This window comes from Agromyces sp. ISL-38 (genome assembly GCF_018613935.1).
Lineage (GTDB): Bacteria > Actinomycetota > Actinomycetes > Actinomycetales > Microbacteriaceae > Agromyces.
In genome coordinates this window covers 37,478-64,380 of record NZ_JAGGPF010000006.1, presented here as the reverse complement: position 1 = coordinate 64,380, position 26,903 = coordinate 37,478, and the positions used below count along the sequence as shown (strand labels likewise).

The window sequence follows — 26,903 nt, the reverse complement described above, 5'->3', positions numbered from 1 at the left end:
CCGTCGCCCCTTACTTCTTCGCGTCTTTCTTCTCGGTGTCGCCGCTCAGCGCGGCGATGAACGCCTCTTGCGGCACCTCCACCCGGCCGACCATCTTCATGCGCTTCTTGCCCTCCTTCTGCTTCTCGAGGAGCTTGCGCTTGCGGCTGATGTCACCGCCGTAGCACTTGGCGAGCACGTCTTTGCGCATGGCGCGGATCGACTCGCGCGCGATGATGCGGGCGCCGATCGCAGCCTGGATCGGCACCTCGAACTGCTGCCGCGGGATCAGCTCGCGCAGGCGCCCCGTCATGAGCACGCCGTAGGCGTAGGCCTTGTCGCGATGCACGATCGCGCTGAACGCGTCGACCTGCTCGCCCTGCAACAGGATGTCGACCTTCACGAGATCGGCCGCCTGGTCGCCCGTGGGCTCGTAGTCGAGCGAGGCGTAGCCGGCGGTCTTCGACTTCAGCTGGTCGAAGAAGTCGAAGACGATCTCGCCGAGGGGCATGTTGTAGCGGATCTCGACGCGGTCTTCACCGAGGTACTCCATGCCGAGGAGCGCGCCGCGGCGACTCTGGCAGAGCTCCATGATCGTGCCCACATAGTCTTTCGGAGCGAGGATCGCCGCGCGCACCATCGGCTCGCGCACCTCGACGATCTTCGCGCCCGTCGGGAACTCGCTCGGGTTGGTGACCGTGACGGTCTTCTTGTCTTCGGTGGTCACCTCGTAGACGACCGACGGTGCGGTCGCGATGAGGTCGAGCCCCCACTCGCGGCGCAGCCGCTCGGTGACGATCTCGAGGTGCAGGAGTCCGAGGAAGCCGCAGCGGAAGCCGAAGCCGAGGGCGACCGAGGTCTCGGGCTCGTAGACGAGCGCGGCATCCGACAGCTTCAGCTTGTCGAGCGCCTCGCGAAGCTCGGGGTAGTCGCCGCCGTCGATCGGATAGATGCCCGAGAACACCATGGGCAGCGGCTCGGTATAACCGGGCAGCGCCTGGGTCGCGGGTTTCGCGGCGGTCGTGACGGTGTCGCCGACCTTCGACTGCCGCACGTCTTTCACACCCGTGATGAGGTAGCCGACCTCGCCGATGCCGAGTCCCTTGCCGGGCGTCGGCTCGGGCGCGCTCACGCCGATCTCGAGGATCTCGTGCGTGGCGCGCGTGGACATCATCTGGATGCGCTCGCGCGGCGCGAGATGGCCGTCGATCATGCGCACGTAGGTGACAACGCCGCGATAGCTGTCGTAGACGGAGTCGAAGATCATGGCCCGTGCCGGGGCATCCGCGTTGCCGACGGGCGCAGGGATGCGCTCGACGACGCGGTCGAGCAGCTCCTCGACACCGACCCCCGTCTTGCCGGAGACCTTCAGCACGTCGTCGGGCGAGCCGCCGATGAGGTCGGCGAGCTCGCGTGCGTACTTCTCGGGCTCCGCGGCCGGGAGATCGATCTTGTTGAGCACCGGGATGATCTCGAGGTCGTTCTCGAGCGCGAGGTAGAGGTTCGCGAGGGTCTGCGCTTCGATGCCCTGGGCTGCGTCGACGAGGAGGATCGCCCCCTCGCACGCCGCGAGCGAGCGTGAGACCTCGTAGCTGAAGTCGACGTGACCCGGTGTGTCGATCATGTTGAGCGCGTACGACGTGCCGCCGACCTGCCACGGCATGCGCACTGCCTGGCTCTTGATCGTGATGCCGCGCTCACGCTCGATGTCCATGCGGTCGAGGTACTGGGCGCGCATGTCGCGGTCGGATACGACTCCGGTGATGCCGAGCATGCGGTCGGCAAGCGTCGACTTGCCGTGGTCGATGTGCGCGATGATGCAGAAGTTGCGGATCACGGCAGGGTCGGTGGCGGCGGGCACCGGAGGATTGGCGGCTCGAGGGGACATCCAGACGATTCTCCCATGAGATCCGGCCCTGCTTTCGACGGGTGTCGCGTGGGAGGCCCGCTGGCTAGGCTGGCACCATCATGACCGTCATCGTGACTGCCGGTGCGCACGTCGTGAGTGCGACCGAGGCGGGCTGACGGATGCCTCGCGCCCGCGTCGTGCTCGTGCACGGTCTCCGCACCTCGGCGACGATGTGGCGGAGGCAGTGCGCCATGCTCGCACGACACGACCTCGACGTGGTCGCGATCGACCTGCCCGGGCACGGAACCCGGCTCGGCGAGCCCTTCTCGTTCGACGTGGCGATGCGCATCATCGACGAGGGGCTGAACCCGCCCGGTGCGCTCCCGGTACCGCGACTGCTCGTGGGGCTGAGTCTCGGGGGCTACCTGGCGATGGAGTTCGCGGCGAGGCATCCCGATCGCCTCGATGGGCTCGTGGCGGCGTCGTGCGGCACCCGGCCCCGGGGTCCTGCACTCGCCGGGTACCGTCGACTCGCGGCGCTGATCGGGCGACTGCCTGACCGCGGCCGCACGCTGCACGATCTGATGACGCGCCTCTTCCTCTCGCCCGGTGCTGCAGACGACGTGCTCGCGGGCGGCGTCGCCCTCGACGTCATGGCGCCCGTGCTCGAGGCGGCGGCGTCGATGGACCCCGAGGCGGCACTCGCTCGTGTCGAGGTTCCCGTGTGGCTCGTGAACGGTCGATTCGATCACTTCCGATTCGATGAACGACGGATGCTGCGTGCTGCACGCGACGCTCGCCTCGTCGTCGTGCCCGGCGCCACCCATCTCGTGAGCCTCGTGCGCCCCGACGACTTCGCGGCCGTCGTGGCAGGGGCCGTGGCCGAGCTCGAACGACGCGCCGCGGTGGCCGCGCGACATCGCCGGATCGCACGCGAATCGGGATCCGCTCATGATGGCACCGCCTCCGATGCGCTGTCGACGAGCCGCATTGGTGTGGCCGGGGAGTAGCTGGTATCGTTGCCTGTTGGCTTCCGTGTGGGTCCCACCCCGCACGATTCGCCGGCGAGGCCCCTCTACCTTCGCTCGGCATATCCGGTACCCGCATAGAAGGAAAGACGAACCACGTGGCAAACATCAAGTCGCAGATCAAGCGCATCCGCACCAACCTCAAGGCGCAGGAGCGCAACAAGGCCGTCAAGAGCGAAGTGAAGAGCGCCGTTCGCGCGACGCGCGACGCGATCGCCTCGGGCGACAAGGAGAAGGCCACCAGCGCCCTCCGTGTCGCGACGCGCAAGCTCGACAAGGCGGCCAGCAAGGGCGTCATCCACAAGAACCAGGCTGCGAACCGCAAGTCGTCGATCGCGAAGCAGGTCGCTTCGCTCTGACGCGAGTGACTCAGCTCGAAGGCCCCGCACGAGAGTGCGGGGCCTTCGAGCGTTCAGGCAGACGGCGGGGCGACCTCAGCGAGGATCGCGGCCGCGGGAGGCGATGACGCCGACGAGTCGTTCGAGGGCGAACACCGGGTCTCGCTCTGCACCCTTGACTGCTGCGTCGGTGGCCGCGAGCGCCTCGATTGCACGAGCGAGCCCCTCGTCGTTCCAGCCCGCGAGATCGCGACGCGCACGGTCGACCTGCCACGGTGCGAGCCCGAGCGACGTGGCGAGCTGTGGCCCGCCGCCGCGCGCCCCCGACACCTTGGCCATCGTGCGCACCTTCATGGCGAACGCTGCCACCATCGGCACGGGGTCTGCGCCGCTGTCGAGCGCGTGACGCAAGGCGATCAGAGCGTCTCCATGGCGGCCGGCGATCGCCGCATCGGCGACGGCGAAGGAATTGGTCTCGACGCGGCCGCCGTAGTAACGCGCGACCACGGCCTCGGAGATGTCGCCGGGCGCGTCGGCGATGAGCTGTCGGCACGCGGCGGCGAGCTCGGCGAGGTCATCGCTGAAGGCGGCCACCAGCGCACGCAAGGCCCCGAGGCTGATCTTTCGACCGGCGGCACGGAACTCGGTGGCGGCGAAATCCTGCTTCTCGGCGTCTTTCTTGAGTTCGGCGCAGACGAGCTCGATGCCGCCGCCCGTGCCCGCGCGTATCGCGTCGAGCAGCTTCTTGCCGCGCACGCCTCCCTTGTGCCGGAGCACGAGGGTCGTCGAATCGGCGACCTGGCTGAGATAGTCGAGCGCATCGAGCAGGAAGTCGTCGCTCGCCCGCTCGACGGCCTGCACCCGGATGAGCCGTGGCTCGCCGAACAGCGAGGGACTCGCGAGGGTGAGGAGCTCGCCGCGGCGATATCCGTCGGCCTCGAGGTCGCTCACCTCGAGCGCGGGATCTTCAGCGCGCAGGAAGTCTCGGAGCATCGTCGTCGCGCGCTCGGCGAGCACGTCTTCGCCGCCCGTCACGAGCACCACCGGAGCGGGGCGGACGCCGTGCCACGGCAATTGCGGGATCGCCGCCTTCGCCTTGACTGATCCACTCGCGCGTGCCGCCACAGCACCTCCCGTTCCGCGTCAAGTCTACGGTCGGGCACCGACGCCGCCCGCGCCGCGTTCCGTCCACAGCTCGAAGCCGCCGTCGTTCGCGGTGAGCACCGCAGTGCCCGTGCGGTCGGTGCGCACGACGGCGGTGCCGACGTCGGCGAGGAGATCGAGGAGCCGCTCGGTCGGATGTCCGTAGCCGTTGTCGGCGCCGACGCCGATGAGCCCGACCGTGGCGCCGAGTTCGTCGTACAGCGACTCGCTCTGATCGGCGGACCCGTGGTGTGCCACCTTCACGAGATCGAAGGCGCCGAGGTCGACCGACGAGAGAAGCCGCGACTGCGCGCCTTCGCCGAGGTCGCCCAGGAACACGCCGCGGTATCCCGGAGCGTCGACGTCGAGCACGACACTCGCGTCATTGCCGGGGAGCGCACCGGGCTTCGGCCACACCACCCTCCAGCGCGCATCGCCGAGTGCGCCTCGATGTCCGGCGACGACTTCGATCGCGGTGGCTCCCCCGCTCGTGAGCGGATCCAGCACGCGGCTGGAACGCTCGCCGTCGAGTGGGCCGTGGATCACCGTTCCGACGCGGCCGACGACGGCCTCCGCTCCCCCTGCGTGGTCGGCGTCCCAGTGCGTGACGACGAGCAGGTCGATGCGATCGATGCCGAGGAGCGAGAGGCATCGCTGCAGCGCGGCAGGCTCAGGGCCCGTGTCGATGAGCGCCGTCTCACCTGCGGAACGCACGAGCACGGCGTCGCCCTGCCCGATGTCGCAGGCTGCGACATCCCACTCGCCGGGCTTCGTGACGAAGCTGACGGCGGGTGCGCCGACGAGCATCCCGAACGGGATCGCGACGGCGAGGATGAGGGCCGCCCACGCCGATGTGCGCAGCCTCGGTCGACGTCGGCGCGAGAGCGCGAGCCAGAGCGCCACGGCTGTGCACGCGGCCAGGAGCACGGCGCCCGGGGCGCCGGGCAGCCATGGCAATCGCCCGAGCGGCATCGCGGAAGCGCCGTGCGCGACGAGCGCGATCCAGCTCGCGGGCAGCCACGCGAGCTGGAGGCAGGCGAATCCGACGGATGGCAGCACCGGCAGGAGGAGACAGCCCACGAGGCCGACGACCGTGCCAAGGGGTGCCGCCGGGGCCGCGAGAAGGTTCGCCGGCACGCCGTAGAGTGCGAGTCCGGGGTCGAGCAGCACGAGCACGGGCTGGCACGCGAGCTGAGCGGCGAGCGGCACGCCCAGGAAGGCTGCGATCGGCACGGGCATCACGCGTGCGAGCGCACCCGTGAGCGGCGCGGCGAGGAGCAGCAGCCCGGCGGTCGCGCACACCGAGAGGGCGAACCCGTAGTCGCGCGCGAACCACGGATCGATGGTGAGCAGCGTCACCACCGCGAGCGCCAGGGCGGCGATGCCGCCGCCCTGACGACCCGACGCGATCGAGGCCAGCACGACGACGGCCATGGCGCCGGCCCGGACGACGCTGGACTCGGGGGTGACGAGCACGACGAAGCCGATCAGGGCGAAGAGTGCGATTCCGACGCGGATCCATCGGGTGAGGCCGAGGGCCGCCGCCAGGGCGAAGGCGGCTGCCGTGACGATCGCGCAGTTCGCCCCAGACACTGCCGTCAGGTGGCTGAGCGAACTCGTCTTCATTGCGGCGTCGAGTTCGGCGCCGACCCCACCGGTGTCGCCGATCGCAAGTCCGGGCACGAGCGCGGCGCCGTCTCCGTCGAGCAAGCCCGCTGCGGCGGCGAATCCGCTGCGAAGCCCCGCCGACCAGCCGAGCCAGGGCGGCGGAGCAGCCATGACCTCGACGTCGGTGACCGGTCGCAATCGGAACGCCGACCCCTCCGCTGCCGGAAGCGCCGCGACGCGAGCATCGAACGCCACGTGTGCGCCGAGCGCGAGCCCGTCGGCAGGTGCAGAGCCAATGGCGGTCACCGGCACCGCCGGTGCTGCACGACCATCCACCGCGATGAGACGCCCTTCGAGGCGAACCGGTGGATCCGCCGCCGGATCGAACCAGAGGGCGGTCGCGGGACGGGGCGCTGTCGTGAGCTCGATCATCACGGCGGCCGTACCGTGATGCACGGCGACGTTCTGCAGGGGCGAGCTCTCGCGTGCGTCGAGCGCGAGCGCCGCCGCCGTCGAAACGAGTGCACACGCGGCGAGTGACACGAGCGCCGTCGCGGCGAAGGGCACGATCAGGCGCTTGCGACCCCGGCTCGGGATCCACGCGTCGCGCCTTCGCGCGAGCAGCACGCCAACCAGCACCGCGGTCGTGAGGCCGGCGACGGCCCAGCCCGCCGCAGCGAACAGCCATGGCGCGACGCCCACATCGGGGGCGGCGACCGCACCCCACGCGGCCGCCCAGGCCGCGACGGCGGGCACGAGCAATCGGAGGTCTCGCATTCAGAGACCCACGCGGTCGGCGAGCCCGGCGAACACCGCATCGCCGATGCCGGCGACCTCGAGCAACTGGTCGACGCTCGTGAACGGCCCGTTCGCGTCGCGCCAGTCGATGATGCGCTGCGCGAGCGCCGGGCCGATGCGGGGCAACGTGTCGAGCGCTGCGAGATCGGCCGTGTTCAGGTGCACCACGGCGTCGCCAGGCGGGCCTGCTCCACTCGAACCGGCACTCGCACCGGCGACAGAGCCGGGCGGAGGCGCCTCCCCGATCGCGAGCACCACGAGTTGCTCGCCGTCGACCACGGGGCGCGCCAGATTGACGCCGGCCGGGTCGGCCTCGACGGTGAACCCTCCCGCAGCGGCTACCGCATCGACGACGCGTGAGCCGGCCGCGAGCTCGACGAGCCCCGGCTTCGCCACGGCACCGAGCACGTGTACGAGCAGCGGGGTCGTGGCGACCTCGTCGACCGACGGCTGCCCGCCCGCAGCATCCGTCGCCTCGATCTCGACGGCGTCGATGCGCCCCTGGCCGCCCCCGCCGCTCGCAGCGAACGAGAGCATCGCAGCCACGGCGACCGCGACGACGAAGAGCACGACGGCGGCACCCACCGCGATGCGAACGCGCGGGCCTGCGCGGCGCGCGACCGGATCGAGCGCGTCGAGGGCATCGAGCAGATGGGGGTCGGGGCTCGCGGGCATGCCCGCACGCTAAGCGAGCCTGAACGGCCAGATCACGCACTCGATCAGGTCAACGGACGCCTCGGGCCCTCGAACAGTTGTCGAGGGCGAGTCGGCCGCCTGCCGGTCAGGCGCGTGTGGCGATGTTCACGAGCCGCGGAGGGCGCACGATGACGTTGACGATCTCGCGATCGCCGACCGCGCGGGCGACGCCCGTCGACGCACGCGCAAGCGCCTCCAGCTCCTCGCCGGAGACCTTGGGCGACACGTCGAGCCGGTCGCGCACCTTTCCGTCGACCTGCACGATCGCGGTGACCGACTCCTCGACGAGGAGGGCCGGATCGGCCTTGCGCCACGGCACGAGCGCCACCGTCGGCTGGTAGCCGAGCCGCTCCCACATGTCTTCGGCGGTATACGGCGCGAAGAGATTCAAGATCATGGCCGTGACCTCGGATGCCTCCCGTACTGCGGCATCCCCTGCCCCGACACCCGAGTCGATCGCCTTGCGCGTCGCGTTCACGAGCTCCATGAGCCGGGCCACGACGACATTGAACTTGAAAGCCTCGATGAGGCTCGGGGCATCGGCGAGCAACCGGTGCGTGATGCGGCGCAGCGCAGGATCGCCCGACTTCCACTCGACGTCAGGGCTCGAGGTGACCTCGCCCGAGATGCGCCACGCGCGAGCGAGGAACTTCGCCGAGCCGACGGGCGAGACATCCGCCCAGTCGATGTCGTCTTCGGGCGGCCCGGCGAACGCGAGCGTGACCCGCAGCGCATCGGCGCCGTGCGCCGACAGCTCGCCCGCGAACTCGACGAGGTTGCCCTTCGACTTCGACATCTTGGCGCCGTCCATGATGACCATGCCCTGGTTCAGGAGCGACGTGAACGGCTCGGTGAAGCTCAGGTAGCCGAGGTCGAAGAGCACCTTGGTGATGAATCGGGAGTAGAGCAGGTGCAGGATGGCGTGCTCGACGCCGCCCACGTACTGGTCGACGGGCATCCACTTCTCGGCCTCGGCCGGGTCGAACGCCATCGTGTCGTCGTTCGGGTTCAGGTAGCGCAGGTAGTACCAGGAGCTGTCGACGAACGTGTCCATGGTGTCCGAGTCGCGGCGAGCGTCGCCGCCGCAATTCGGGCAGGCCACCTTCGACCACTCTTCGGCGGCGCCGAGCGGGCTCGCGCCCTTCGGCTTCAGGTCGAGCCCGGCGGCATCCGGCAACCTGACCGGGAGCTCGCTCTCGGGCACCGGCACCTCGCCGCACTCGGCGCAGTGGATGATCGGAATCGGCGTGCCCCAGTAGCGCTGGCGGGAGATGAGCCAGTCGCGCAACCGGAAGTTCTTCGACGCCCTGCCGAGACCGCGCTCGGCGAGCAGCTCGATGACCCGGCGGATCGCGTTCGACTTGCTCAAGCCGTCGAGCGGGCCGGAGTTGATGAGCCGGCCCTCCCCCGCGAGCGCGAGGCCCGTCGATGCCGGATCGACTGGCTGGAAGTCGTCGGGCAGCACGGGGTCACCGTGCTCGTCGAGCGGGATCACGGGGATCACGCCGGTGACCGGCGCATTCGTGTCGACCACGACGCGCACCGGCAGCCCGAACGCCCGCGCGAAGTCGAGGTCGCGCTGGTCGTGGGCGGGCACGGCCATGATCGCGCCGTGGCCGTAGTCGGCGAGCACGTAGTCGGCTGCCCAGATCGGCAACCGCTCGCCGTTCACGGGGTTCACCGCGTAGCGCTCGAGGAAGACGCCGGTCTTCGGGCGCTCGGTGCTCAGCCGGTCGATGTCGCTCTCGGCACGCACCGAGTCGAGATAGCCCTGGAACCGTGAGCGCACCTCGTCGGATGCCTCGGCGGCGAGCTCGGCGGCGAGCTCGGAGTCGGGCGCCACGACCATGAAGGTCGCGCCATAGAGCGTGTCGGGGCGCGTCGTGAACACGGACACGCGCTCATCGCGCCCTTCGATCTCGAACTCGACGTCGGCGCCGGCCGAACGGCCGATCCAGTTGCGCTGCATGGAGAGGACCTTCGACGGCCACGCCCCCTCGAGCTGGTTGAGGTCGTCGAGCAGCCGGTCGGCGTAGTCGGTGACCCGGAAGTACCACTGCGTGAGCGCCTTCTTCGTCACGACGGCGCCGCAGCGCTCGCAGTGCCCGTCGATGACCTGTTCGTTCGCGAGCACCGTCTGGTCGTTCGGGCACCAGTTCACCTGTCCGGCCTTGCGGTAGGCGATGCCCTTCTCGTAGAGCTTCAGGAAGAGCCACTGGTTCCACTTGTAGTACTCGGGGTCGCTCGTGTGCAGTTCGCGTGACCAGTCGAACGACGGCGCATACTGGCGGAACGAGCGCTTCTGCTGCTCGATGTTGTCGTAGGTCCACGGCCGCGGGTCGATGCCGCGCTTGATCGCCGCGTTCTCGGCCGGCAGGCCGAAGGAGTCCCAGCCGACGGGGTGCAACACGTCGAACCCCTGCTGGCGCCAGTAGCGAGCGACGGTGTCGCCGTAGCCGAAGGCCTCGGCATGGCCCATGTGCAGGTCGCCCGACGGGTAGGGGAACATGTCGAGGATGTACTTGCGCGGCCTCGTGTCGCCGGGCAGGCCGGCACGGAAGGGCTGCAGCTCTTCCCAGACGGGAAGCCACTTCGCCTGGATCGAGGCGAAGTCGTACGCGCCGGCGTCGGCGTGTGCTGGGTCCTGATCGTATGCCACGTGACTCTCAATCGTGTGTCGCTGCCCCGGGCGGGCTCCCGGGTTCCGGGCGCGCCGGATCCCGGCGCACTCGAACATCAAGACTACTCACTCTGCATGGGGCATCGCCGCGCCGAGCACGGCCAACAGCGCCCGCGCCTTCACTCGCGTCTCCTCGATCTCGTCGTCGGCGACGGAGAGCGCCGTGATGCCGCCGCCGGTACCGATGCTCGCGCCATCGGGGGTCAGGACGATCGAACGGATCACCATCGCCAGGTCGGCGCTGCCGTCGATGCCGAGGTACCCGAACGTCCCCGAGTACACGCCGCGGGGGCCGCGCTCGAGCTCGTGCAGGATCGTCATGGCGCTGTGCTTCGGCGCCCCGGTCATCGACCCGGCGGGGAACGCCGCCTGGACGACGTCGAGTGCGGTGAGCGGATGCCGGAGTCGCGCGGTCACCGTCGAGACGAGCTGGTGCACGTGGGCGTACTCCTCGACGTCGAGGAGGCTCGGCACCGAGACGCTGCCGAGCTCGGCGATACGACCGAGGTCGTTGCGCATGAGGTCGACGATCATGAGGTTCTCGGCCTGTTCCTTCTCGCTCTCGAGGAGCTCGCGTCGCAACACCGCATCGAGCGCCGGGTCGGGGCTGCGTGGGCGGGTGCCCTTCATCGGCTTCGTCGAGACCAGTCCGTCGGGCTCGACGTGCAGGAACTGCTCGGGCGAGGCGCTCAGCAACGCGAAGGCCCCGAACCGGAGGTAGCCGGCATGGTGGCTCGGACTCGAGGCCCTCAGGGCGAGGTAGGTCTCGGCGGGGTCGGGTCGCGCCTCGATGTCGATGCGGTTGGTGAGGCACAGCTGGTACGCATCGCCGCGCAGGATCGCGGCCTGGCACTCGGCGATGAGGGACGCGTAGGCGTTCGGGCCGTGGCGCCAGCGAACTCCGGGCGCTTGCGCTGCCGAGTCCTCGTCGACAGGGGTCGACGCAGTCAGCTTCGGGGCTGCCATCGCCGACTCCTCGAGCGGCGATTGCAGAGCGGCACTCGTGGAGTCGGCCCAGGCGTGAACCTCGGCAGCGTCGTCTTGGCCGGCTTGCTCGGCGTCGTCGGGGTCTATCCACACGAGGCGCACCGAGCGCGTGCCGTGATCGAAGACGATCGCGCGGTCGACGAAAAGGAATGCGGCATCCGGCGTGTCGGCCGCCTCGACGGGCACGCCGTTCAGCCTGGCGCCGAGCTCGTAGCCGAACCAGCCGAACCAGCCGAGCGGCCCTCCGACCTCGTGATCGGCAGTCGGGAGCGAGCCGGCGAGTTGTTCAGCCAGCACCTCGAACACGGATGCCTCGACGGTGACCTCGTCGCGGTCGCCGCGCATCGGTGTCGAACGCGTCACGGTGCCGCTCGCGACGTCGGCGGTCACGAACTCGCTGCCCGCATGCGCCGAGGCGAGGACGCTCACGCCGGAGGCGGCGTCCGAGCCGCCGTCAAGCCACACCGCGTAGGGGGCATCCGCGTACCACGCCCTGAATACGGCCTCGGGGTCGCGCCACTCGGACAACGAGCGGGTTCGGACGCGGCGCGGCATCCTCTCAGCCTAGGTGTGCGCCCGGAAGGTTGCGATGGAGACGAGGCGACATGGCGGTGGGCCGGCGCTCTCGCGCCGGCCCACCGTCATCCGTTCACTCGATCACTCGATCACTCGTTCACTCGATCACTCGATCACTCGTTCACTCGATCACGCGATCACGGCGCGTCGTACTGGAAGATGTACAGGCCGCTGTCACGGTCGGAGGCGAGCACGTACTTCTGGCCGTTCGGGTGCTCATGCACCTCGACGCCCCAGAAGTTGTTGCCGCCCTCGTCGATGAAGTGCCCGACTTCCTCCATGCCGTCGGGCCCGTAGCTCAGGACCCGGAATCCGGCCCCGTAGTACGAGATGTAGGCGAGGTTCTCATCGGGATCGGTCGCGACCTCGTGCACCGAGAGGTCGCCGAAGCCCGACGCGTACGCCGGGTCCTGGCTCTCGGGCACGTAGTACTGGTCGACGTCCTGCATCGTGTCGGCGTCGTACTGGTGCACGTAGCCCCATCCGTCGAAGACCGCCGAGATCTCGACATCCTGGCCGGAGGCCCCGATCGCCGTCGGGATCGCGGTGCCGGCACCCGATGCGTCACAGGTGTAGTCGGCCGGAACCCCGCCCGTCAGGATGCGGAATCCGTCGGTGCGCGAGACGAACACCGCGGGGATGTCCGCCGTGACGAGCATCGACACGAGCGAGTCGCAGCCGTCGACCCCGGTGCGGTTGAACACGATCACACCCTCGTACCCTGCGGCTTGGGCGTTCTGCACCTTCACGACGAAGTCGCACACGCCGCGCTCGATGACCGCGACGCTCGCCGTGCCATCGGCGGGCGGCACCGAAGCGGCGTCGCACGCGAGGCCGAGGTAGCGGGTGCCTCCGGCGAGGCTGGTCTCGGCGTCGATCTGAGGCACGTCGGACCCCTGCACGGCGGTGAACGCGGTGCCGTCCGCCATGGTGGCCATGACACGGTACGGGTCGAAGTCCTCATCGGTGGCGATGAAGTACTCGTTGTCGTTCGTGAACTCCGCCTGGTGCCCGTTGCCCTCGGGCGAGATCGTCTCACCGAATTCGGCGCGAACCGGATCGGCCGCCGCGAAGTCGGTGTCGGCGATGAACACGGGGGTGGCGGGGTCGTCGACGTTGAGCTTCACGTAGCCGCCGTCCCAGTACGAGGCGAGCATCGTCTGCACGCCATCGATCTCCTCGACGACCATGTCGTGGAGGAACACCGCATCACCGTGCACCGCTCCGGGCGCTTGGGCCGTTTCGGCGTCGAGCGAGGTCTCCGAGATGAGCTTCGGCTTCGACGGGTTCGTGATGTCGAGGATGTCGACGTCGGTGTCTTCCTCGTCGTCGACGAGCACGGCGTACGCCTTGTCACCGTCGGTCCACATGCGCACCGAGTGGGTCTCGTTCGCGGTCGTCTGCGCCTTGCCGTTCACCGAGAAATCGCCGAAGCCCTCGACGAGCTTCTTCGGCTTCGTGGGGTCGGTGACGTCGATGAGCGTGATGCCGCCGATGCCCTTCGTCTCACCCGGGCAGAGCTCGTTCTGGTAGGCGAGCACTTCGCCGCTGAAGTACTTCGTCTCGAGGTGGATCACTTGCGAACCCTCACCGCTGAACGTGCCGCGGTGGCTCGGGACCAGGGACACGAACTCGGGCGAGGTCGGGTCGGAGATGTCGGCGATGTACACCCCGCCGCGGTCGCACTCGGGCTCCCAGAAGGCGGTGAGGTACGCGTAGTCGCCATACGCCGAGACGTCGGCGATTCGGCCGGGCTGCTCTTCATCGCCGAAGAGGTCGAGCTTGCCGATGAGGTCGACGTTCTCGCTCGAGGCTGGAAGGTGTCCTTCCTCCTCGCCGTGCTGCTGGGCGTCGTGGTGGTGCGTCTCCTTTCCGGAGTCCATCGTGCTGTCGTCGACCCACACTTCATCGTGTGCGTACGCGGGCGCCGCACCCAGCAGGAGTGCGGCGCCGACGGCGAGGGTGGTACCGGTGATAGTGGCTCTCATAGCGAAATGCTCCTCAGCATCAGGTGTCGCAGGCCGGTGATGTGGACCAGAGTCAACCAGATGGCCGCCACGACGCGCCATATGCAGGGCGGTACACGCAACAGGTGTGCGCGATGCGCTCGGATTCGCCGAACAATCGGAGCTCTGGACCCGTTAGGCGTCGTATTGGAGCACCGGCGACGACGGGCTCGGTTCCACGGAGATCGCCCGATCGATGAGCTCTCGCGGGGCGCCGGTGTGCGAGATGAGCACCACCGATCGGTCGGGCCCCGCAGCGGTGAGGAGGTCGCGCAGCAGCGCGTCGGCCCGGTCGGGATCCACGCTCGCCGTCGGCTCGTCCAGCACGAGCACTGGGAAGTCGGCGAGCATCGCGCGAGCGAGGGCGATGCGCTGCGCCTGCCCACCTGAGACGAGTGCACCGCGCTCGCCGACGGGTGCGCCGAGTCCGCCGCGCTCGACCACCCAACCCTTGAGACCAACCCGGGCGAGCACGGCGAGGAGCTCCTCGTCGCTCGCGGTGTCTCGCGCGAAGAGCAGATTCTGACGGATGTCCTCGTCGAAGAGCCATGGGCGCTGTTCGACGAGCCCGACGATGCGCCGAACCTCGATCGGATCGAGGTCGCGGACCTCGGCACCGCCCAATCGGTACGATCCCTCGTACTCGAGGAACCGCACGAGCACGTGGGCGAGAGTCGTCTTGCCCGAGCCCGATGGGCCCTCGACGAGCAGCCGCTCCCCCGGCTCGATGTCGAGGTCGAGCGCACCGAGGTCGGCCGGTGCGATGCTCGAGTCCTCGCCCCACGACTCACCACCGTGCGAGTCGTCGGCGCCCGCCACGTGCGGCCACCGAGCGCTCACTCCGCGCAGGCGCAGCGCGGGTGCACCGAGTCCGGTCGGCAGCTCGACCGGCGCCCGCGGCGGGAGCGGCACACCGCCGGGAATCGCATCGGGCACGGCATCCGCGATCCGTTCCGCGCTCGTGCGTACGACGCGGATGAAACCCATCGCGCTCGGGAGCGCGGCCGACACCTCGGCGATCGCGAGCGGCACGAGGCACAGCACCGCGAACGTGGGCGCGTCGATCCTGCCGCCGGCGAGCAATGGCTCTGCGGCCCACATGCTCGCCGCCGCAGCGAATCCGCCCACAGCGCTCATCGCCGCCGCCGTGATGCCCGCGGCCGACGCCCGCCTGCGGATCGCCTGCTCGAGCCGTTCCCCGAGCCGTCGGATGCGTGCGCGCCCCGGCGCGGCGGCATCGAACGCGACGAGCACGTCGAGCGCTTGCACATGCTCGACGACGGCCGCCTGCAGTTCTCCGCGCAAGGGTGCGAGGCGCCGGTCGGCTCGCGCCGCGATGACCTGCTGCGCGACGATCGCCACGATGACGCCCGCGACGAGGCATCCGGCCGCCGCGAGGGCCGAGGCCGGGGCGAGCCAGGCGAGGCCGGCGATCGCAACGACCACCACCACGACGGCGCTCACGACGGGCTGCACGATGCGGAGCGAGACACTCTGGAGCTCATCGACATCGCCGACGAAGCGCGTGAGCAGATCGCCGCGGCGGGTGGCGGCGAGACCATCGGGCGCGATCGGCAGCAGTCGCTCGAACACGCCCGTGCGGATCGCCGCGAGCTGCTGGAACGCCGCGTCGTGCCCGGCGAGGCGCTCCAGGTAACGGAACACGGCCCGCCCGAGCGCAAAGGCGCGCACGCCGACGACGCCGAGCGAGAGGTACAGCACCGGCGGCTGCTCGGCGGCCCGCACGATCAGCCACGCGCTCGCGGCGAGCAGTGCCACGGTCGAGAGCCCGGCCGCAAGGCCGAGGAGCACCTGCGGCAGGAGCCGACGGAGTGGCGGCACGGCGTGCCGCAGCACGGCGGATGCGCGGTCAGACACGGGCGACCTCCGATAAGGGAACGGTACGGTCCGCTGCCTCGGCGAGCCCCGGCCGGTGCGTCGTCACGAGCACGGCCCGGCCCTCGCGGGCGAGCTCCCGGAGTCGGCGGCCGAGTTCCAGCTCACGATCGGCATCGAGTGCGGAGCTCGGCTCGTCGAGCAGGAGCAGGCGAGCGTCCGCGGCGAGCAGGCGGTGCACTGCTCGTGCCGTCGCGACGCGCTGTGCCTGCCCGCCTGAGAGCCCCGCGCCGCTCGGCCCGAGCCGGCGATGGCCCGGCAGGTCGACGCCCCCGACGCGGAGGGCGTGCTCGAGCAGCGAAGCCGCGGCATCCGGCTGCCCGAGCCGCACGTTCTCGGCGATCGTGCCCGCGAGCAGTTGCGGTGCCTGGCCGGCCCACGACGTGTTCGAGCGCGTCGCGGCACCGACCGGCACGCCGTCGATGGTCACCTCGCCCTCGAGGTCGGCGAACCCGAGGATCGCTGAGAGGAGGCTCGACTTGCCCGAGCCGCTGTCACCGGTGACGACGACGAACTCACCCGGCGCGACGTCGAAGCTCAGGCCCTCGAGCACGACGGCGCCGTCGCGGATCACCCGGAGGTCGCGAATTCGGAGGCCCGCAGCATCCGTGATTCCCGCCGGATCGGCCCCCCGCGAGGGCGGCACCTCTGCCCCCTCGGCCTGATCGAGCGCGTCGAGCGCGTCGCGCGAGGCCTCGAGACCGGCCGTGGAGGCATGGAAGGCGGCTCCGACGTTGCGGATCGGGAGGAAGACCTCGGGCGCGAGCACGAGCACGAAGAGCCCCGGCGCGAGCGTGAAGTCCCCCGCCACGAGCCGGAGCCCGATCGACACCGCCACGAGCGCGACCGAGAGGCTGCCGGCGAGCTCGAGGGTGAAGCCGGAGAGGAACGTCACACGCAGCACCTTCATCGTGCTCGCTCGGTACGCCTCGGTGACGTCGCGAATGCGCCCGACCTGACGCTCGGCCCGGCCGAACACCATGAGCGTCGACAGTCCGCCGACCACCTCGAGGAATCCCTTCGACAGCGATTCCAGCCGTTGCCATTGCCGGCGCTGCACGGCCCCCGTCGCCATGCCGATGAGCGCCATGAACAGTGGGATGAGCGGCAGCACGATGACGAGGATGAGCCCCGAGACCCAGTCGGCCATCCACACGGAGATGACGAGCACGGGGGTCGCGACCACGGTGAGCACGAGTTGCGGCAGGTAGCGGCCGAAGTACTCGTCGAGTGCATCGAGCCCCGGCCCCAGCAGTGTCGCGGCGCGCGCAGTCGTGAGGCCCCGGTTCCCCCTGGGCTGCCGTTCGAGCGCTGCGAGCAGGTCGTCGCGCAGTTCCGACTTCACCCGCATTGCCCCGGCGGAGCCGACCCATTCCCAGAGCCACCCCGCGAGGGCGCGCACGGATGCCGCGGCCAGCAGTATCGCGAGCGCCCCGCCGCTGGCCGCGGTCGAGGCCCCGCCGATGAACCCCGTGACGAGGGCCGTGAGCGACCACGCGAACGCGATCATGGCTCCGGCCTGCAGGAGGGCGAGCGCGGCACCCGACAGGAGGAAGCCACGAGCGGCGCGGGAGCGCGATACGAGTCGCGGGTCGAGGGGTTTCACGGTCAGTGCGCCGCAGCGTCGATCGAGGCGCGGGTGACGCGCTTCCGGAACACCCAGTAGGTCCAGCCCTGGTAGGCGAGCACGAGCGGCAGGAAGATGAGCGCCGTCCAGCTCATGACGGTGAGCGTGTACGTCGAGCTCGACGCGTTCGCGATCGTCAGGCTGTTGGCGGGGTCGTTCGACGCCGGCATGACCTCGGGGAACAGCGCTGAGAACAGCGCGAGCACAGCGGCTGCGACAGTGATCGCGAGCAGGGTGAAAGCCGTTCGCTCAGCGGAGCGAGTGTTCGCGAGCCAGCCGCCGATGAGTGCCGCGGCGGCGACGAGCGCGAAGACCCAGAACCAGGGTGTCCCGAAGGCCAGACCCGTCCAGAGCAGGAACGCCGTTGCGATGACGATGGTCACGGCCCCGGCCCTGGTCGCGAGGTGCCGTGCACGGTGCCGCAGCTCGCCCTCCGTCTTCAGCGAGACGAACACCGCGCCGTGCGTGAGGAAGAGCAGCAGCGTCGTGACCCCGCCGAGGAGGGCATACGGATTCAGCAGGTCGACGAGGGTACCGGTGTAGTTGTGCCCGGCATCGAGGGGCACGCCCTGCACGATGTTCGCGAAGGCGACGCCCCACAACAGTGCAGGGAGGGCGGAGCCCACGGTGATCATGCCGTCGAACCGTCGCTTCCACGCCGCCTCGGGGCGCTGATGACGGTACTCGAACGAGACGCCGCGAGCGATGAGCGCGAGCAGGATGAGCAGCAACGGGAGGTAGAACCCCGAGAACAACGTCGCGTACCACTCCGGGAATGCCGCGAAGAGCGAGGCGCCCGCGACGATGACCCACGTCTCGTTGAGGTCCCACACCGGGCCGATCGTGTTGATGAGCACGCGACGGTCGGTCTCGTCGCGACCGAGGAGGGGCAGCGACATCCCGACGCCGAAGTCGAATCCGTCGAGCACGAAGTAGCCGACGAAGAGGAACGCGACGATCCAGAACCACAGAACTGAGAGATCCATGTCCGTTTCCTCCTAGTACACCGTGGTGGCGGGCTCGACGCGGCCGGTCTCGGGATCGGGTTCGCCCACCTCGGGCGGCCCGCTCCTGATCGCGCGGATGACGAGCCGCACTTCGACGATCGCGAGGGCACCGTAGATCAGGGTGAAGGCGACGAGGGAGATGAGCACCTCGAGCACGCTCACGTTCGGCGAGACCGCCGACTCGGTGGGCAGCAGGCTGAACACGATCCAGGGCTGGCGACCCATCTCGGTGAAGACCCAGCCGACGATCATCGCGGCAAGCGAGAGCGGGAAGCTCCAGATGGCGACCCGCCAGACCCACGGCTGCTTCGGGGTGCGGCCGCCTCGCGTGACCCAGAGGCCGACGACCGCGATGAAGACGTGCAGGAGGCCGAGGCCGATCATCCACCGGAACGCCCAGTAGGTGATCCAGATGATCGGCGCGTAGTCGCCCGGGCCGTAGAGCTCGGTGTAGTCGGCCTGGAGGTCGTTGATGCCCTCGACGCACCCGTCGAACGTGTGCGTCGACAGGAACGACAGCAAGTAGGGCACCCTGATCGAGAAGAGCTCGGTGGAGCCGTCCGGTGTGCCGAGGGTGAAGAGCGAGAACGAGGCATCCGCGGCGCAGACCGTGTCGTACGTGGCTTCGGCCGCAGCCATCTTCATGGGCTGGGTCGCGACCATCGCGAGGCTCAGCTGGTCGCCGAAGATCGTCGTGAGTGCGCCGGCGACCACCATCGTCCAGAGACCGAACTTCAGCGCCGTGCGCATGGTGTCGAGGTGCTGGTTGCGCGCGAGGTGCCAGGCGGCGGCGCTGATGATGAGCCCAGCGGCGACCATGAAGCTCGCCGCGATCGTGTGCGGGAACGCGGCGAGGGCGACGGGGTTCGTGAGCAGTGCCCAGATGTCGACGAGTTCGGCGCGCCCCTTCTCGGCATTCATCTCGTAGCCGACGGGGTTCTGCATGAACGCGTTCGCCGCGATGATGAAGTACGCCGACATGATGCTGCCGATCGCCGTCGCCCAGATCGTCGCAAGATGAAGGCCGCGGGGCAGTTTGTCCCAGCCGAAGATCCAGAGCCCGATGAAGGTCGCCTCGAAGAAGAACGCGAGCAGGCCTTCGAGCGCGAGCGGTGCGCCGAACACGTCGCCGACGAAACGGGAGTACTCCGACCAGTTCATGCCGAACTGGAACTCCTGCACGATGCCCGTGACGACGCCCATCGCGAAGTTGATGAGGAAGATCGAGCCGAAGAACCGTGTGATGCGGAGGTACTCGGCCCTGCCGGTGCGGTACCACGCGGTCTGGAAGACGGCGGCGGTGCTCGCGAGGCCGATCGTGAGAGGCACGAAGAGGAAGTGGTAGACGGTGGTGAGGCCGAACTGCCATCTCGACAGCAGCAGGGGGTCGAGCAGTTCGTTCACGGATGCCCCTTCTCACACGATCGCCTCACGGCCCTCGTTGTTCTACAACGTGTAGAACTTTCTTCTACAGAGCGTAGAACATTTGGCACGCCGACGGTAGTCTGGAGGCATGGCGAGTCTCGGTGAACTGGAGCGCTCCGTGATGGAGCTCCTGTGGAGCAACGATGCCGCGCTCACCGCCAACGAATTGCGCGACCGTCTCGCGGAGCGTGGCGAGGGGCCGGCGCGGGCCGTCGCGACCACGACGGTGCTCACCGTGCTCTCCCGTCTCGAGCGGAAGGGTTTCGTCTCCCGCGCACGCGACGTGCGTCCCCACCGGTACCGCGCACTCCTCAGCCGCGAAGAGCACACGGCCGAGCTCATGCACGAGGTGCTCGACCGCGCGAGCGACCGCGACGCCGCGCTCGCCCGCTTCGTCGGCTCAGTGAGCGACGGCGAGGCCGCCATCCTCCGGCGTCTGCTCGACGAGCACACCCACCGCTGACCGTGCTCGTCGTCGCAGCATCGCTCGGCGCGCTGGCGTTCGCCCTCGCCTGGCCGGTCCCCGTCGCCCTCTCACGAGCATCGTGGCCTGCCCGCTCCCCCGCGATCGCCGTCGCGCTGTGGCAGGCGATCGCGCTCGCGGGCGGGCTGTCGATGATCGGATGCCTCCTCGCCGTCGGAGCCGCGCCGGCGGGCTCCCTGCTCGCCGCCGCCGCCCAACTCCTCCCTCACCTCATCGCCGGACCGATCCCGGCGGGCTTCGGGCTCGTGCAGCTCGCCGCCCTCGCACTCGCTACCCTGCTCGCCGTGCACCTCTCGCTGAATCTCGCGTCGACCGCGGTGCGGGCGGAGCGCGAACGTCGCCGGCAGCACCAGCTGATCGACGTGCTGAGCGACCCGCTGCCCGGTCAGCCGCACACCAGGGTGCTGGCCCACTCCGTGCCGTTCGCATACTGCGTGCCGGGCATCCGCACCGCGACCGTGCTCACCGCCGGGCTCGTCGATGCGCTCGACGACGACGAGCTCGCCGCGGTCATCGCGCATGAGCGGGCCCACCTCGACCAGTTCCACCACCTCGTGCTCCTGGCCTTCCGTGCCTGGCACAGTGCACTCCCCTGGTTCCCGATCGCGAATCGCGCCGAGCGCTCCGTCGCGTGGCTCACCGAGATGCTCGCCGACGACCGCGCGCGGCGCGAAGTGGGTGCCGATCCGCTCCGGCGAGCAATCGAACGGGTCGGCAGCGAGGGCGAGCTCGGCGCGTACGCCGACGCGGGCGGGGTGAGTCCCGACGCCGCGATGCTCGCCGCGCGGCTCGCCCGGATCGGATCCGATCGCGGCGAGTTGGCCTTCGCGCTGCGCGCGGCGGTGGTCGCGGCATCCGCTGCCCTCGTCGCCCTGCCGGTCGCCGCGATGCTCGGAATCCTCCGCTAGTCTGACGCGCCCGGTCACGCGGCTCGATACGCTCGAACGCATGAACGAGATCCTCGACTGGATCCTCGACACCGTGCAGAGCGTCGATCCGATCGCCCGCACCTTGCTCGCGGGCGTCGGCATCCTCCTCGAGACCTCAGTGCTCATCGGGCTCGTCGTGCCGGGCGACACCGTCGTGCTCGTCGCCTCGACGGCCGTCGGGGGCGTCGTCGAGTACTTCGCGCTCACGGTCACGGTCATCCTCGGCGCACTCGCCGGCGAGAGCATCGGCTTCGCACTCGGACGGTGGTTCGGGCCGCACATCCTGCACTCGCGGCTCGGCCGGCGGATCGGAGAGCACAACTGGCACCGAGCCCAGCGCTACCTCGATCGGCGCGGCGGACCTGCGGTCTTCATCTCGCGCTTCCTGCCCGTGCTGCATTCACTCGTGCCGCTCACCGTCGGCATGAGCACGATGCGGTACCGGCGCTTCCTCTCATGGACCGTGCCCGCCTGCGTCGTCTGGGCATTCGCCTACGTCAGCGCCGGCTCGCTCGCCGCAGGCAGCTACCGTGAGCTCAGCCGTGACCTGCACTGGGCCGGCTACCTCTTCGTCGGCGTGATCGCACTCTTCCTCTTCGGCGTCTGGGGCGTGAAGAAGCTGCTCATGCGCTCGGAGGCCAAGCACATGGTGGCGGCGGTCGAACCCACCGACGAGGGGCCGGATGCCGCAGCATCCGACCCCTCGAATCTCGACGTGGGCCGTTAGAAGAGCTGCTGCTCGGCCAGCCAGTCGGCAGCGATGTCTTCAGCCGACTGCTGCTCATCGACGCTTTGTGCGTTGAGCTCGACGAGGTCTTCGGCGGTGAGCGCGGCGCTCACGGTGTTGATGATCTCGGCGATCTCGTCGGTGACCTTCTCGCTCACGACGGGCACGACGTTGGAGGCGAGGAAGAGCCCTTCGGGATCTTCGAGCGTCACGAGGTCGCTCGTCGCGATCGCGGGGTTGGCGCTGTAGATGTTGACGATCTGTACTTGGCCGTCTTCGAGCGCCTTGAGCGTGAGCGGGCCGCCGCTGTCTTCGATCGGGGTGAAGGCGACGTCGACGCCGTACACCTCCTTGAGCCCTTCGGGGCCGTACGGCCGGGTCTGGAGCTCGGAGTTGCCCCCGAGCGTCAGCGGCGTGGTGACGCTCGCGAGATCGGCGAGACTCGTGACGCCGTTCGCCTCGGAGAACTCCTTCGTGACGTTGTAGGAGTCCTGGTCGGTCGCCGGCGACTGGTCGAGCACGCGGAGCCCCTCGGGGAGGGACGTCTCGAGCTCGGCGTACACGTCGTCACTCGTCGTGGCCTCGGTGTCGGGCACGTAGTACTGGAGGAGGTTGCCCGTGTACTCGGGGAAGACGTCGATGCCGCCGCTCTCGAGCTCGGGGATGTAGACCTCGCGCTGGCCGATCCGGAACTGGCGATCGACGGTGTAGCCGTTCTCCTCGAGTGCTTGGGCGTACAGCTCGGCGATGATCTCGTTCGAGTAGTAGTCCTGCGAGCCGACGACGATCGTCTCCGAGGTGCCGCCATCGCCCGATCCCTCGTCGAGTGGATTCCCGGATGCGCACCCTGCCAGGGCCACTGTCGCCCCGACCGCGACCGCTGCGAGGGCAGCGAGCCGGCCTTTTCCTGCTGTGATCATCTATTGATTCCCTTCATTGATGGGTTGCCCCACGACCGCTCGTGGCCGGGCCGGCCCGGAGCGAAGCACTGGAGACCTCGTGGCCCGCACCCCGGCGGGCACCACGAGACGTTGGGTGGCGGCGAAGCACCCGTCGACGACGAGGGCGAGGACGATGACGAGGATGGCGCCGCCGAGCATCTCGCCGTAGTCACGGATCTTCAGGCCCTCGAAGATGAACCGGCCGAGGCCGAAGTCGGCGACGTAGGCGGCGAGCGTCGCGGTCGCGATGATCTGGAGGGCGGCCGAGCGGATGCCACCGACCACGATCGGCAGGCTGAGCGGGAGCTCGACCTTGCCGACGATCTGCATCTCGCGCATGCCGACCGCGCGAGCCGCGTCGATGGTGCGCCGGTCGACGGACTCGAAGCCCGCGTAGGCCCCCGCGAGGAGCGGCGGGATCGCGAGGATGACGAGCGAGATGACCGGCGCCTGCAGGCCGATGCCGAGCCAGAGGGCGAAGAGGGTGAGCACGCCGAGGGTCGGCAGGGCGCGGAGTCCGCCCGACACCCTGACGGCGGGTTCGCGGCCACGACCGGTGTGGCCCACGGCCGCGCCCACCGGCAGTGCCATCGCCGCTGCGATCAGGAGCACGACGAGCGAGATCCACAGGTGCTCGCCGATGCGCTGTCGGATGCTCCCGTCGCCGCTCCAGTGGGCGGGGTCGGAGAGCCACGCGAGGGCATCGAGGAAGAGGCTCATGCGGCATCCGCCTGCTCGACGAGCGTCGTCGACTTGGCGCGGCCGGTTTTCACGTCGGGCTGCGACCACGGCATGAGCAACCGCCCGATGCGCACCAACGACCAATCGATCAGCAGCGCGAGCGCGATCGTCGCGACGACGCCGGCGATGATCTCCACCTCGATGCCACGCTGGAAGCCGTCGGTGAAGAGACTGCCGAGGCTCTGCACCCCGATCACCGCGCCGACGGTCGCGAGGCTCACGGTGCTCACCGCGACGACCCGCAGACCGGAGAGGAGCACCGGTCCGGCGAGCGGGAGCTCGACGCCCCAGAAGCGCCCGGCCGTCGAGTACCCCATGGCGGTGGCCGACTGGAGCACGTCGCGATCCACGGCATCGAACGCGTCGGCCGCCGTTCGCACGATCACGGCGATGCCGTAGAGCGTGAGTGCGATGACCAGGTTCAGGGGTGATCGCAGGCTGAGGCCGGTCACCGCGGGCAGCGCGATGAAGACCGCGAGCGACGGGACGGCGTAGAGCAGCGCGCACAACGACAGGAGCACGCTGCGCGACCACTCATATCGATGGGCGAACCACCCGATCGGAACCGACACCACGAAGCTCAGTATGATCGCGGGCACCGACAATGCCAGGTGCACGAGGATGAGCTCGCCGACCTGGTCGAGGTTCGACCAGAGCCAGTTCACGGGGCGAGGACCCCAGCCGGGCGGCCGTCGGCGTCGACGACGACGCTGCGACCATCGACCTCGGTGAGGTGCAGCGCACGTTTGCCCCGGTTGGCCCCGACGAAGTCCGCGACGAACTCGTCGGCCGGATTCGCGAGGATCTCGGCCGGCGCCGCCGCTTGCGAGATCTTGCCGCCCTGCTGCATGATCACCACCTGGTCGCCGAGCAGGAACGCCTCGTCGATGTCGTGCGTCACGAAGACGACGGTCTTGCCGAGCTCGCCCTGCAATCGCAGCAGCTCCTGCTGCAGTTCGGCCCGCACGATCGGATCGACCGCCCCGAACGGCTCGTCCATCAACAGGATGTTCGGATCCACCGCGAGGCCTCGCGCCACGCCGACACGCTGCTGCTGGCCGCCCGACAACTGGCTCGGGTATCGGTCGGCGAGGGAGCGATCGAGGCCCACCGTGTCGAGCAGTTCAAGCGCGTGCGCGCGTGCCTCGGCCTTGCTCGTGCCGCGCAGCAGTGGCACGGTCGCGATGTTGTCGATGACCTTGCGGTGCGGCAGCAGGCCCGAGTTCTGCATCACGTAGCCGATGCCGCGACGAAGGCGTACCGGGTCGACGGTTGCGACATCCGCACCGTCGATGAGCACCTGGCCGCTCGTGGGATCGACCATGCGGTTGATCATGCGCAACAGGGTGGTCTTGCCGGAGCCCGAGGAACCCACGAGCACGGTCGTCTTGTGCGGCGGCATGACGATATCGACACCGGCGACGGCCACGGTGCCATCGGGGAATTGCTTGGTGACGCCGCGGAACTCGATCATCTGGCCTCAATCCCCGTGTCGGGCGGTCATTCGACGTGCGGATCCAAGCCAAACACCATTCACGCCGGGAGGCAAACGGCGCGGCAAGCGCGTCGTCGGAGGGTGCCTCGCGTCGTCAGGCGGCGGTGCTCGCGCGCAGCGCCTCGCCAAGGTGCTCGGCGAGATAGGTTTGCACGAGGCGCTTCGCTTCGGCGAGGTAGCGCTCATCGCCGGATGCCTCGCGCTCGAACGCACGGCTGATGAGCGCGTCGCCGAGCTCGATCGCGATGCCCAACCGGAAACGCAGTTCGGTCGGCTCGGCTTCGCCGCCGAACTCCGCCTCGATGAGGCGTGCCATGCGGTGCGCGAACTCGGGCTCCATGTCGTCGGCCGCGGTCTCTCGCGCGGCGGCTTGCACGACGCTGAAGCCGGGCTCTTCGCGGTACGACGCCGCGCACGCATCGAGCGCGACGTCGACGACATCCCACCACTCCGTGAGCTCGACGCGCGCCAACTCGTCGGCCACCCGCTCGCGATAGCGCCGGATGCAACGCTCACGGAGCGCGTGCAGCACGGCGACGCGATCGGGGAAGTACCGGTAGACGGTGCCGATCGACGCGCCGGCGCGTTCGGCGACCATCTGCGTCGTCAACCGCTCGAAGCCGGTCTCGTCGACGATCTCGGCGGCGGCATCGAGCAGGGCGTCGAGCCGCTGCGTACTGCGACGTTGCGTGGGCTCTGTGCGAACAGGCCGTTTCCGGCCGGGCTCGGCCCCCAGAATCACGTCGATGTTCGGCACGGAACCTCCTCAGTTGCGCATCTACTCTACCGGGACGACCGGGGTACACGACACCACCCACGCCGATCGCGTTTCGCAACCCACGGTGGCTGCATGCCAGACTGATGGGATGCCGGCGAGCTCCCCAACTCCGGCCGGATCCGTAGAGCGCCAGGTCCGGCATCGCGCCGCGCGCCTTGAAGACTGGGTGCACGAGGTGCGCGAACGCTGGGCTCGCCGTCGTGGCCAGGTGCCCACGATCGTGCCGTACACCGGCTACGGATCCACCGACTGGGCACGCATCTTCTGCCGTGTGCTGCTCAGCCGGCCGATCGATCCGAATGAGCCGTCGAAGCGCCGTCGCCGTCGCGGCGAACAGGGCATCCGCGGGTGGCGCAGCTTCACGAGCGTGCCGATCGGCGGCGTGTCGGTCGTCATCGAGGTCGGCGGCGAGCGCATCGAGGTGCTCGCCGACCGCGGCGGCGTCGTCGACACGAGGGTGCCGGTGCAGCTCGCTCCCGGCTGGCACCAGGCGACGCTGCACACCGAGGGCTCCCAGTCGGTCGACGCGCCGATCTGGATCGTCGGCCCCGAGGTGCACTTCGGCATCATCTCCGACGTCGACGACACGGTCATGGTCACCGCCCTGCCACGACCGCTCGTGGCGGCGTGGAACACGTTCGTGCTCGACGAACACGCCCGCATCCCGACTCCCGGCATGGCCGTGCTCTTCGAACGCCTCGTGCGCTCCCACCCGGGAGCACCGGTGATCTACCTCTCGACTGGCGCATGGAACGTCGCGCCGACGCTCACGAGGTTCCTCTCACGCAACCTCTATCCGGCCGGGCCGCTGCTCCTCACCGACTGGGGCCCGACGCATGACCGCCTGTTCCGCAGCGGGCGTGCGCACAAGGAGGAGAACCTCAAGCGGCTCGCAGAGGAGTTCCCCGACGTTCGGTGGCTGCTCATCGGCGACGACGGACAGCACGACGAAGAGCTCTACGCCCGATTCGCGGCAGAGCACCCGGGCCGCGTCGCGGCGATCGCGATCCGGCGCCTATCGACCGGTGAGGCCGTGCTCGCCGGCGGACGGACGAAGGCCGAGCAGCACGGAGCAGACGACGTGCCGTGGGTCTCGGCGAGCGATGGCTCGACCATCGCCGACCAGCTCGCCGATGTCGGCATGCTCTGATCGGGGTACATGGTC

Annotated in this window: 22 protein-coding genes; 6 read left to right on the top strand and 16 right to left on the bottom strand. The window is 69.5% G+C overall.

Features of this window, described 5'->3' with window-relative positions:
• Positions 1–10: 10 nt before the first annotated feature.
• On the bottom strand, positions 11–1,867 hold the full coding sequence (lepA, locus tag J7E25_RS05220; protein WP_214868625.1) for a translation elongation factor 4: 1,857 nt from the start codon (positions 1,865–1,867) through the stop codon (positions 11–13).
• Positions 1,868–2,007: 140 nt separating this feature from the next.
• On the opposite strand from lepA, the gene J7E25_RS05215 reads away from it, so the two are divergent.
• On the top strand, positions 2,008–2,838 hold the full coding sequence (locus J7E25_RS05215) for an alpha/beta fold hydrolase (RefSeq protein ID WP_214868624.1): 831 nt from the start codon (positions 2,008–2,010) through the stop codon (positions 2,836–2,838).
• 116 nt (positions 2,839–2,954) lie between these two features.
• Positions 2,955–3,215, top strand: coding sequence for a 30S ribosomal protein S20 (rpsT, locus tag J7E25_RS05210; RefSeq protein ID WP_214868623.1), 261 nt, complete (start codon positions 2,955–2,957; stop codon positions 3,213–3,215).
• A gap of 75 nt (positions 3,216–3,290) precedes the next feature.
• Here rpsT and holA read toward each other — a convergent pair whose 3' ends face one another.
• The 10 genes from holA to J7E25_RS05160 all read right to left on the bottom strand — a co-directional run bounded on the left by holA (position 3,291) and on the right by J7E25_RS05160 (position 19,622).
• Positions 3,291–4,319 (bottom strand): DNA polymerase III subunit delta, encoded by a 1,029-nt coding sequence (holA, locus tag J7E25_RS05205; protein WP_214868622.1) that lies wholly within the window; start codon positions 4,317–4,319, stop codon positions 3,291–3,293.
• Between the two features lie 24 nt (positions 4,320–4,343).
• On the bottom strand, positions 4,344–6,722 hold the full coding sequence (locus J7E25_RS05200; RefSeq protein ID WP_214868621.1) for a ComEC/Rec2 family competence protein: 2,379 nt from the start codon (positions 6,720–6,722) through the stop codon (positions 4,344–4,346).
• On the bottom strand, positions 6,723–7,418 hold the full coding sequence (locus J7E25_RS05195; protein WP_214868619.1) for a ComEA family DNA-binding protein: 696 nt from the start codon (positions 7,416–7,418) through the stop codon (positions 6,723–6,725).
• A 106-nt stretch (positions 7,419–7,524) separates the two neighbouring features.
• Entirely contained in the window at positions 7,525–10,098 is a 2,574-nt protein-coding gene (leuS, locus tag J7E25_RS05190; protein WP_308164374.1) for a leucine--tRNA ligase, read from the bottom strand.
• A gap of 87 nt (positions 10,099–10,185) precedes the next feature.
• Entirely contained in the window at positions 10,186–11,661 is a 1,476-nt protein-coding gene (gene pabB / locus J7E25_RS05185) for an aminodeoxychorismate synthase component I (protein ID WP_214868615.1), read from the bottom strand.
• Between the two features lie 158 nt (positions 11,662–11,819).
• A complete protein-coding gene (locus tag J7E25_RS05180; RefSeq protein ID WP_214868613.1) occupies positions 11,820–13,670 on the bottom strand; it encodes a PA domain-containing protein in 1,851 nt (616 codons plus the stop codon).
• A gap of 153 nt (positions 13,671–13,823) precedes the next feature.
• Positions 13,824–15,566, bottom strand: a complete 1,743-nt coding sequence (gene cydC / locus J7E25_RS05175) for a thiol reductant ABC exporter subunit CydC (RefSeq protein WP_214868611.1) — start codon at positions 15,564–15,566, stop codon at positions 13,824–13,826.
• Positions 15,559–17,190 carry a thiol reductant ABC exporter subunit CydD gene (gene cydD / locus J7E25_RS05170; RefSeq protein WP_214868609.1) on the bottom strand — a complete coding sequence of 544 codons (1,632 nt, stop codon included), beginning with the start codon at positions 17,188–17,190 and terminating at the stop codon, positions 15,559–15,561. Before cydD ends, cydC begins: the two co-directional genes overlap by 8 nt.
• 2 nt (positions 17,191–17,192) lie before the next feature.
• Entirely contained in the window at positions 17,193–18,197 is a 1,005-nt protein-coding gene (cydB, locus tag J7E25_RS05165; RefSeq protein ID WP_214868607.1) for a cytochrome d ubiquinol oxidase subunit II, read from the bottom strand.
• A gap of 12 nt (positions 18,198–18,209) precedes the next feature.
• The gene (locus J7E25_RS05160; RefSeq protein ID WP_214868605.1) at positions 18,210–19,622 is read right to left on the bottom strand and encodes a cytochrome ubiquinol oxidase subunit I; all 1,413 of its coding nucleotides are present in this window, start codon (positions 19,620–19,622) and stop codon (positions 18,210–18,212) included.
• Between the two features lie 109 nt (positions 19,623–19,731).
• Here J7E25_RS05160 and J7E25_RS05155 point away from each other — a divergent pair, with 109 nt between their 5' ends.
• The 3 genes from J7E25_RS05155 to J7E25_RS05145 are packed head-to-tail and all read left to right on the top strand — an operon-like array spanning position 19,732 to position 21,783.
• Entirely contained in the window at positions 19,732–20,106 is a 375-nt protein-coding gene (locus J7E25_RS05155) for a BlaI/MecI/CopY family transcriptional regulator (protein WP_214868603.1), read from the top strand.
• Positions 20,107–20,108: 2 nt separating this feature from the next.
• Complete coding sequence (locus J7E25_RS05150) at positions 20,109–21,035, top strand: M56 family metallopeptidase (RefSeq protein WP_308164373.1); 927 nt, start codon at positions 20,109–20,111, stop codon at positions 21,033–21,035.
• A gap of 40 nt (positions 21,036–21,075) precedes the next feature.
• A complete protein-coding gene (locus tag J7E25_RS05145; RefSeq protein WP_214868601.1) occupies positions 21,076–21,783 on the top strand; it encodes a DedA family protein in 708 nt (235 codons plus the stop codon).
• Here the strand turns inward: J7E25_RS05145 and J7E25_RS05140 are convergent.
• The 5 genes from J7E25_RS05140 to J7E25_RS05120 all read right to left on the bottom strand — a co-directional run bounded on the left by J7E25_RS05140 (position 21,780) and on the right by J7E25_RS05120 (position 25,717).
• Entirely contained in the window at positions 21,780–22,703 is a 924-nt protein-coding gene (locus tag J7E25_RS05140; protein ID WP_214868599.1) for an ABC transporter substrate-binding protein, read from the bottom strand. The genes J7E25_RS05145 and J7E25_RS05140 overlap by 4 nt on opposite strands.
• On the bottom strand, positions 22,704–23,444 hold the full coding sequence (locus J7E25_RS05135; protein WP_214868597.1) for an ABC transporter permease: 741 nt from the start codon (positions 23,442–23,444) through the stop codon (positions 22,704–22,706).
• Complete coding sequence (locus J7E25_RS05130) at positions 23,441–24,130, bottom strand: ABC transporter permease (protein WP_214868594.1); 690 nt, start codon at positions 24,128–24,130, stop codon at positions 23,441–23,443. The genes J7E25_RS05135 and J7E25_RS05130 overlap by 4 nt, the downstream gene beginning before the upstream one ends.
• Positions 24,127–24,939 carry an ABC transporter ATP-binding protein gene (locus J7E25_RS05125; RefSeq protein WP_214868592.1) on the bottom strand — a complete coding sequence of 271 codons (813 nt, stop codon included), beginning with the start codon at positions 24,937–24,939 and terminating at the stop codon, positions 24,127–24,129. Before J7E25_RS05125 ends, J7E25_RS05130 begins: the two co-directional genes overlap by 4 nt.
• A 115-nt stretch (positions 24,940–25,054) precedes the next feature.
• Positions 25,055–25,717: a TetR/AcrR family transcriptional regulator gene (locus tag J7E25_RS05120; protein ID WP_214868591.1), complete on the bottom strand. Its 663-nt coding sequence runs from the start codon at positions 25,715–25,717 to the stop codon at positions 25,055–25,057.
• A gap of 109 nt (positions 25,718–25,826) precedes the next feature.
• Here J7E25_RS05120 and J7E25_RS05115 point away from each other — a divergent pair, with 109 nt between their 5' ends.
• On the top strand, positions 25,827–26,888 hold the full coding sequence (locus tag J7E25_RS05115; protein ID WP_214868590.1) for an App1 family protein: 1,062 nt from the start codon (positions 25,827–25,829) through the stop codon (positions 26,886–26,888).
• The last annotated feature ends 15 nt before the right edge of the window (positions 26,889–26,903 follow it).

Excerpts from the sequence above, each read along its gene's own strand:
- J7E25_RS05200 (WP_214868621.1), bottom strand. The coding sequence starts at position 6,722 with ATGCGAGACCTCCGATTGCTCGTGCCCGCCGTCGCGGCCTGGGCGGCC.
- J7E25_RS05145 (WP_214868601.1), top strand. The coding sequence starts at position 21,076 with ATGAACGAGATCCTCGACTGGATCCTCGACACCGTGCAGAGCGTCGAT.
- lepA (WP_214868625.1), bottom strand. The coding sequence starts at position 1,867 with ATGTCCCCTCGAGCCGCCAATCCTCCGGTGCCCGCCGCCACCGACCCT.
- J7E25_RS05180 (WP_214868613.1), bottom strand. The coding sequence starts at position 13,670 with ATGAGAGCCACTATCACCGGTACCACCCTCGCCGTCGGCGCCGCACTC.
- pabB (WP_214868615.1), bottom strand. The coding sequence starts at position 11,661 with ATGCCGCGCCGCGTCCGAACCCGCTCGTTGTCCGAGTGGCGCGACCCC.
- J7E25_RS05115 (WP_214868590.1), top strand. The coding sequence starts at position 25,827 with ATGCCGGCGAGCTCCCCAACTCCGGCCGGATCCGTAGAGCGCCAGGTC.
- J7E25_RS05125 (WP_214868592.1), bottom strand. The coding sequence starts at position 24,939 with ATGATCGAGTTCCGCGGCGTCACCAAGCAATTCCCCGATGGCACCGTG.
- J7E25_RS05155 (WP_214868603.1), top strand. The coding sequence starts at position 19,732 with ATGGCGAGTCTCGGTGAACTGGAGCGCTCCGTGATGGAGCTCCTGTGG.
- J7E25_RS05195 (WP_214868619.1), bottom strand. The coding sequence starts at position 7,418 with ATGCCCGCGAGCCCCGACCCCCATCTGCTCGATGCCCTCGACGCGCTC.
- J7E25_RS05135 (WP_214868597.1), bottom strand. The coding sequence starts at position 23,444 with ATGAGCCTCTTCCTCGATGCCCTCGCGTGGCTCTCCGACCCCGCCCAC.
- J7E25_RS05215 (WP_214868624.1), top strand. The coding sequence starts at position 2,008 with ATGCCTCGCGCCCGCGTCGTGCTCGTGCACGGTCTCCGCACCTCGGCG.
- cydB (WP_214868607.1), bottom strand. The coding sequence starts at position 18,197 with ATGGATCTCTCAGTTCTGTGGTTCTGGATCGTCGCGTTCCTCTTCGTC.
- J7E25_RS05140 (WP_214868599.1), bottom strand. The coding sequence starts at position 22,703 with ATGATCACAGCAGGAAAAGGCCGGCTCGCTGCCCTCGCAGCGGTCGCG.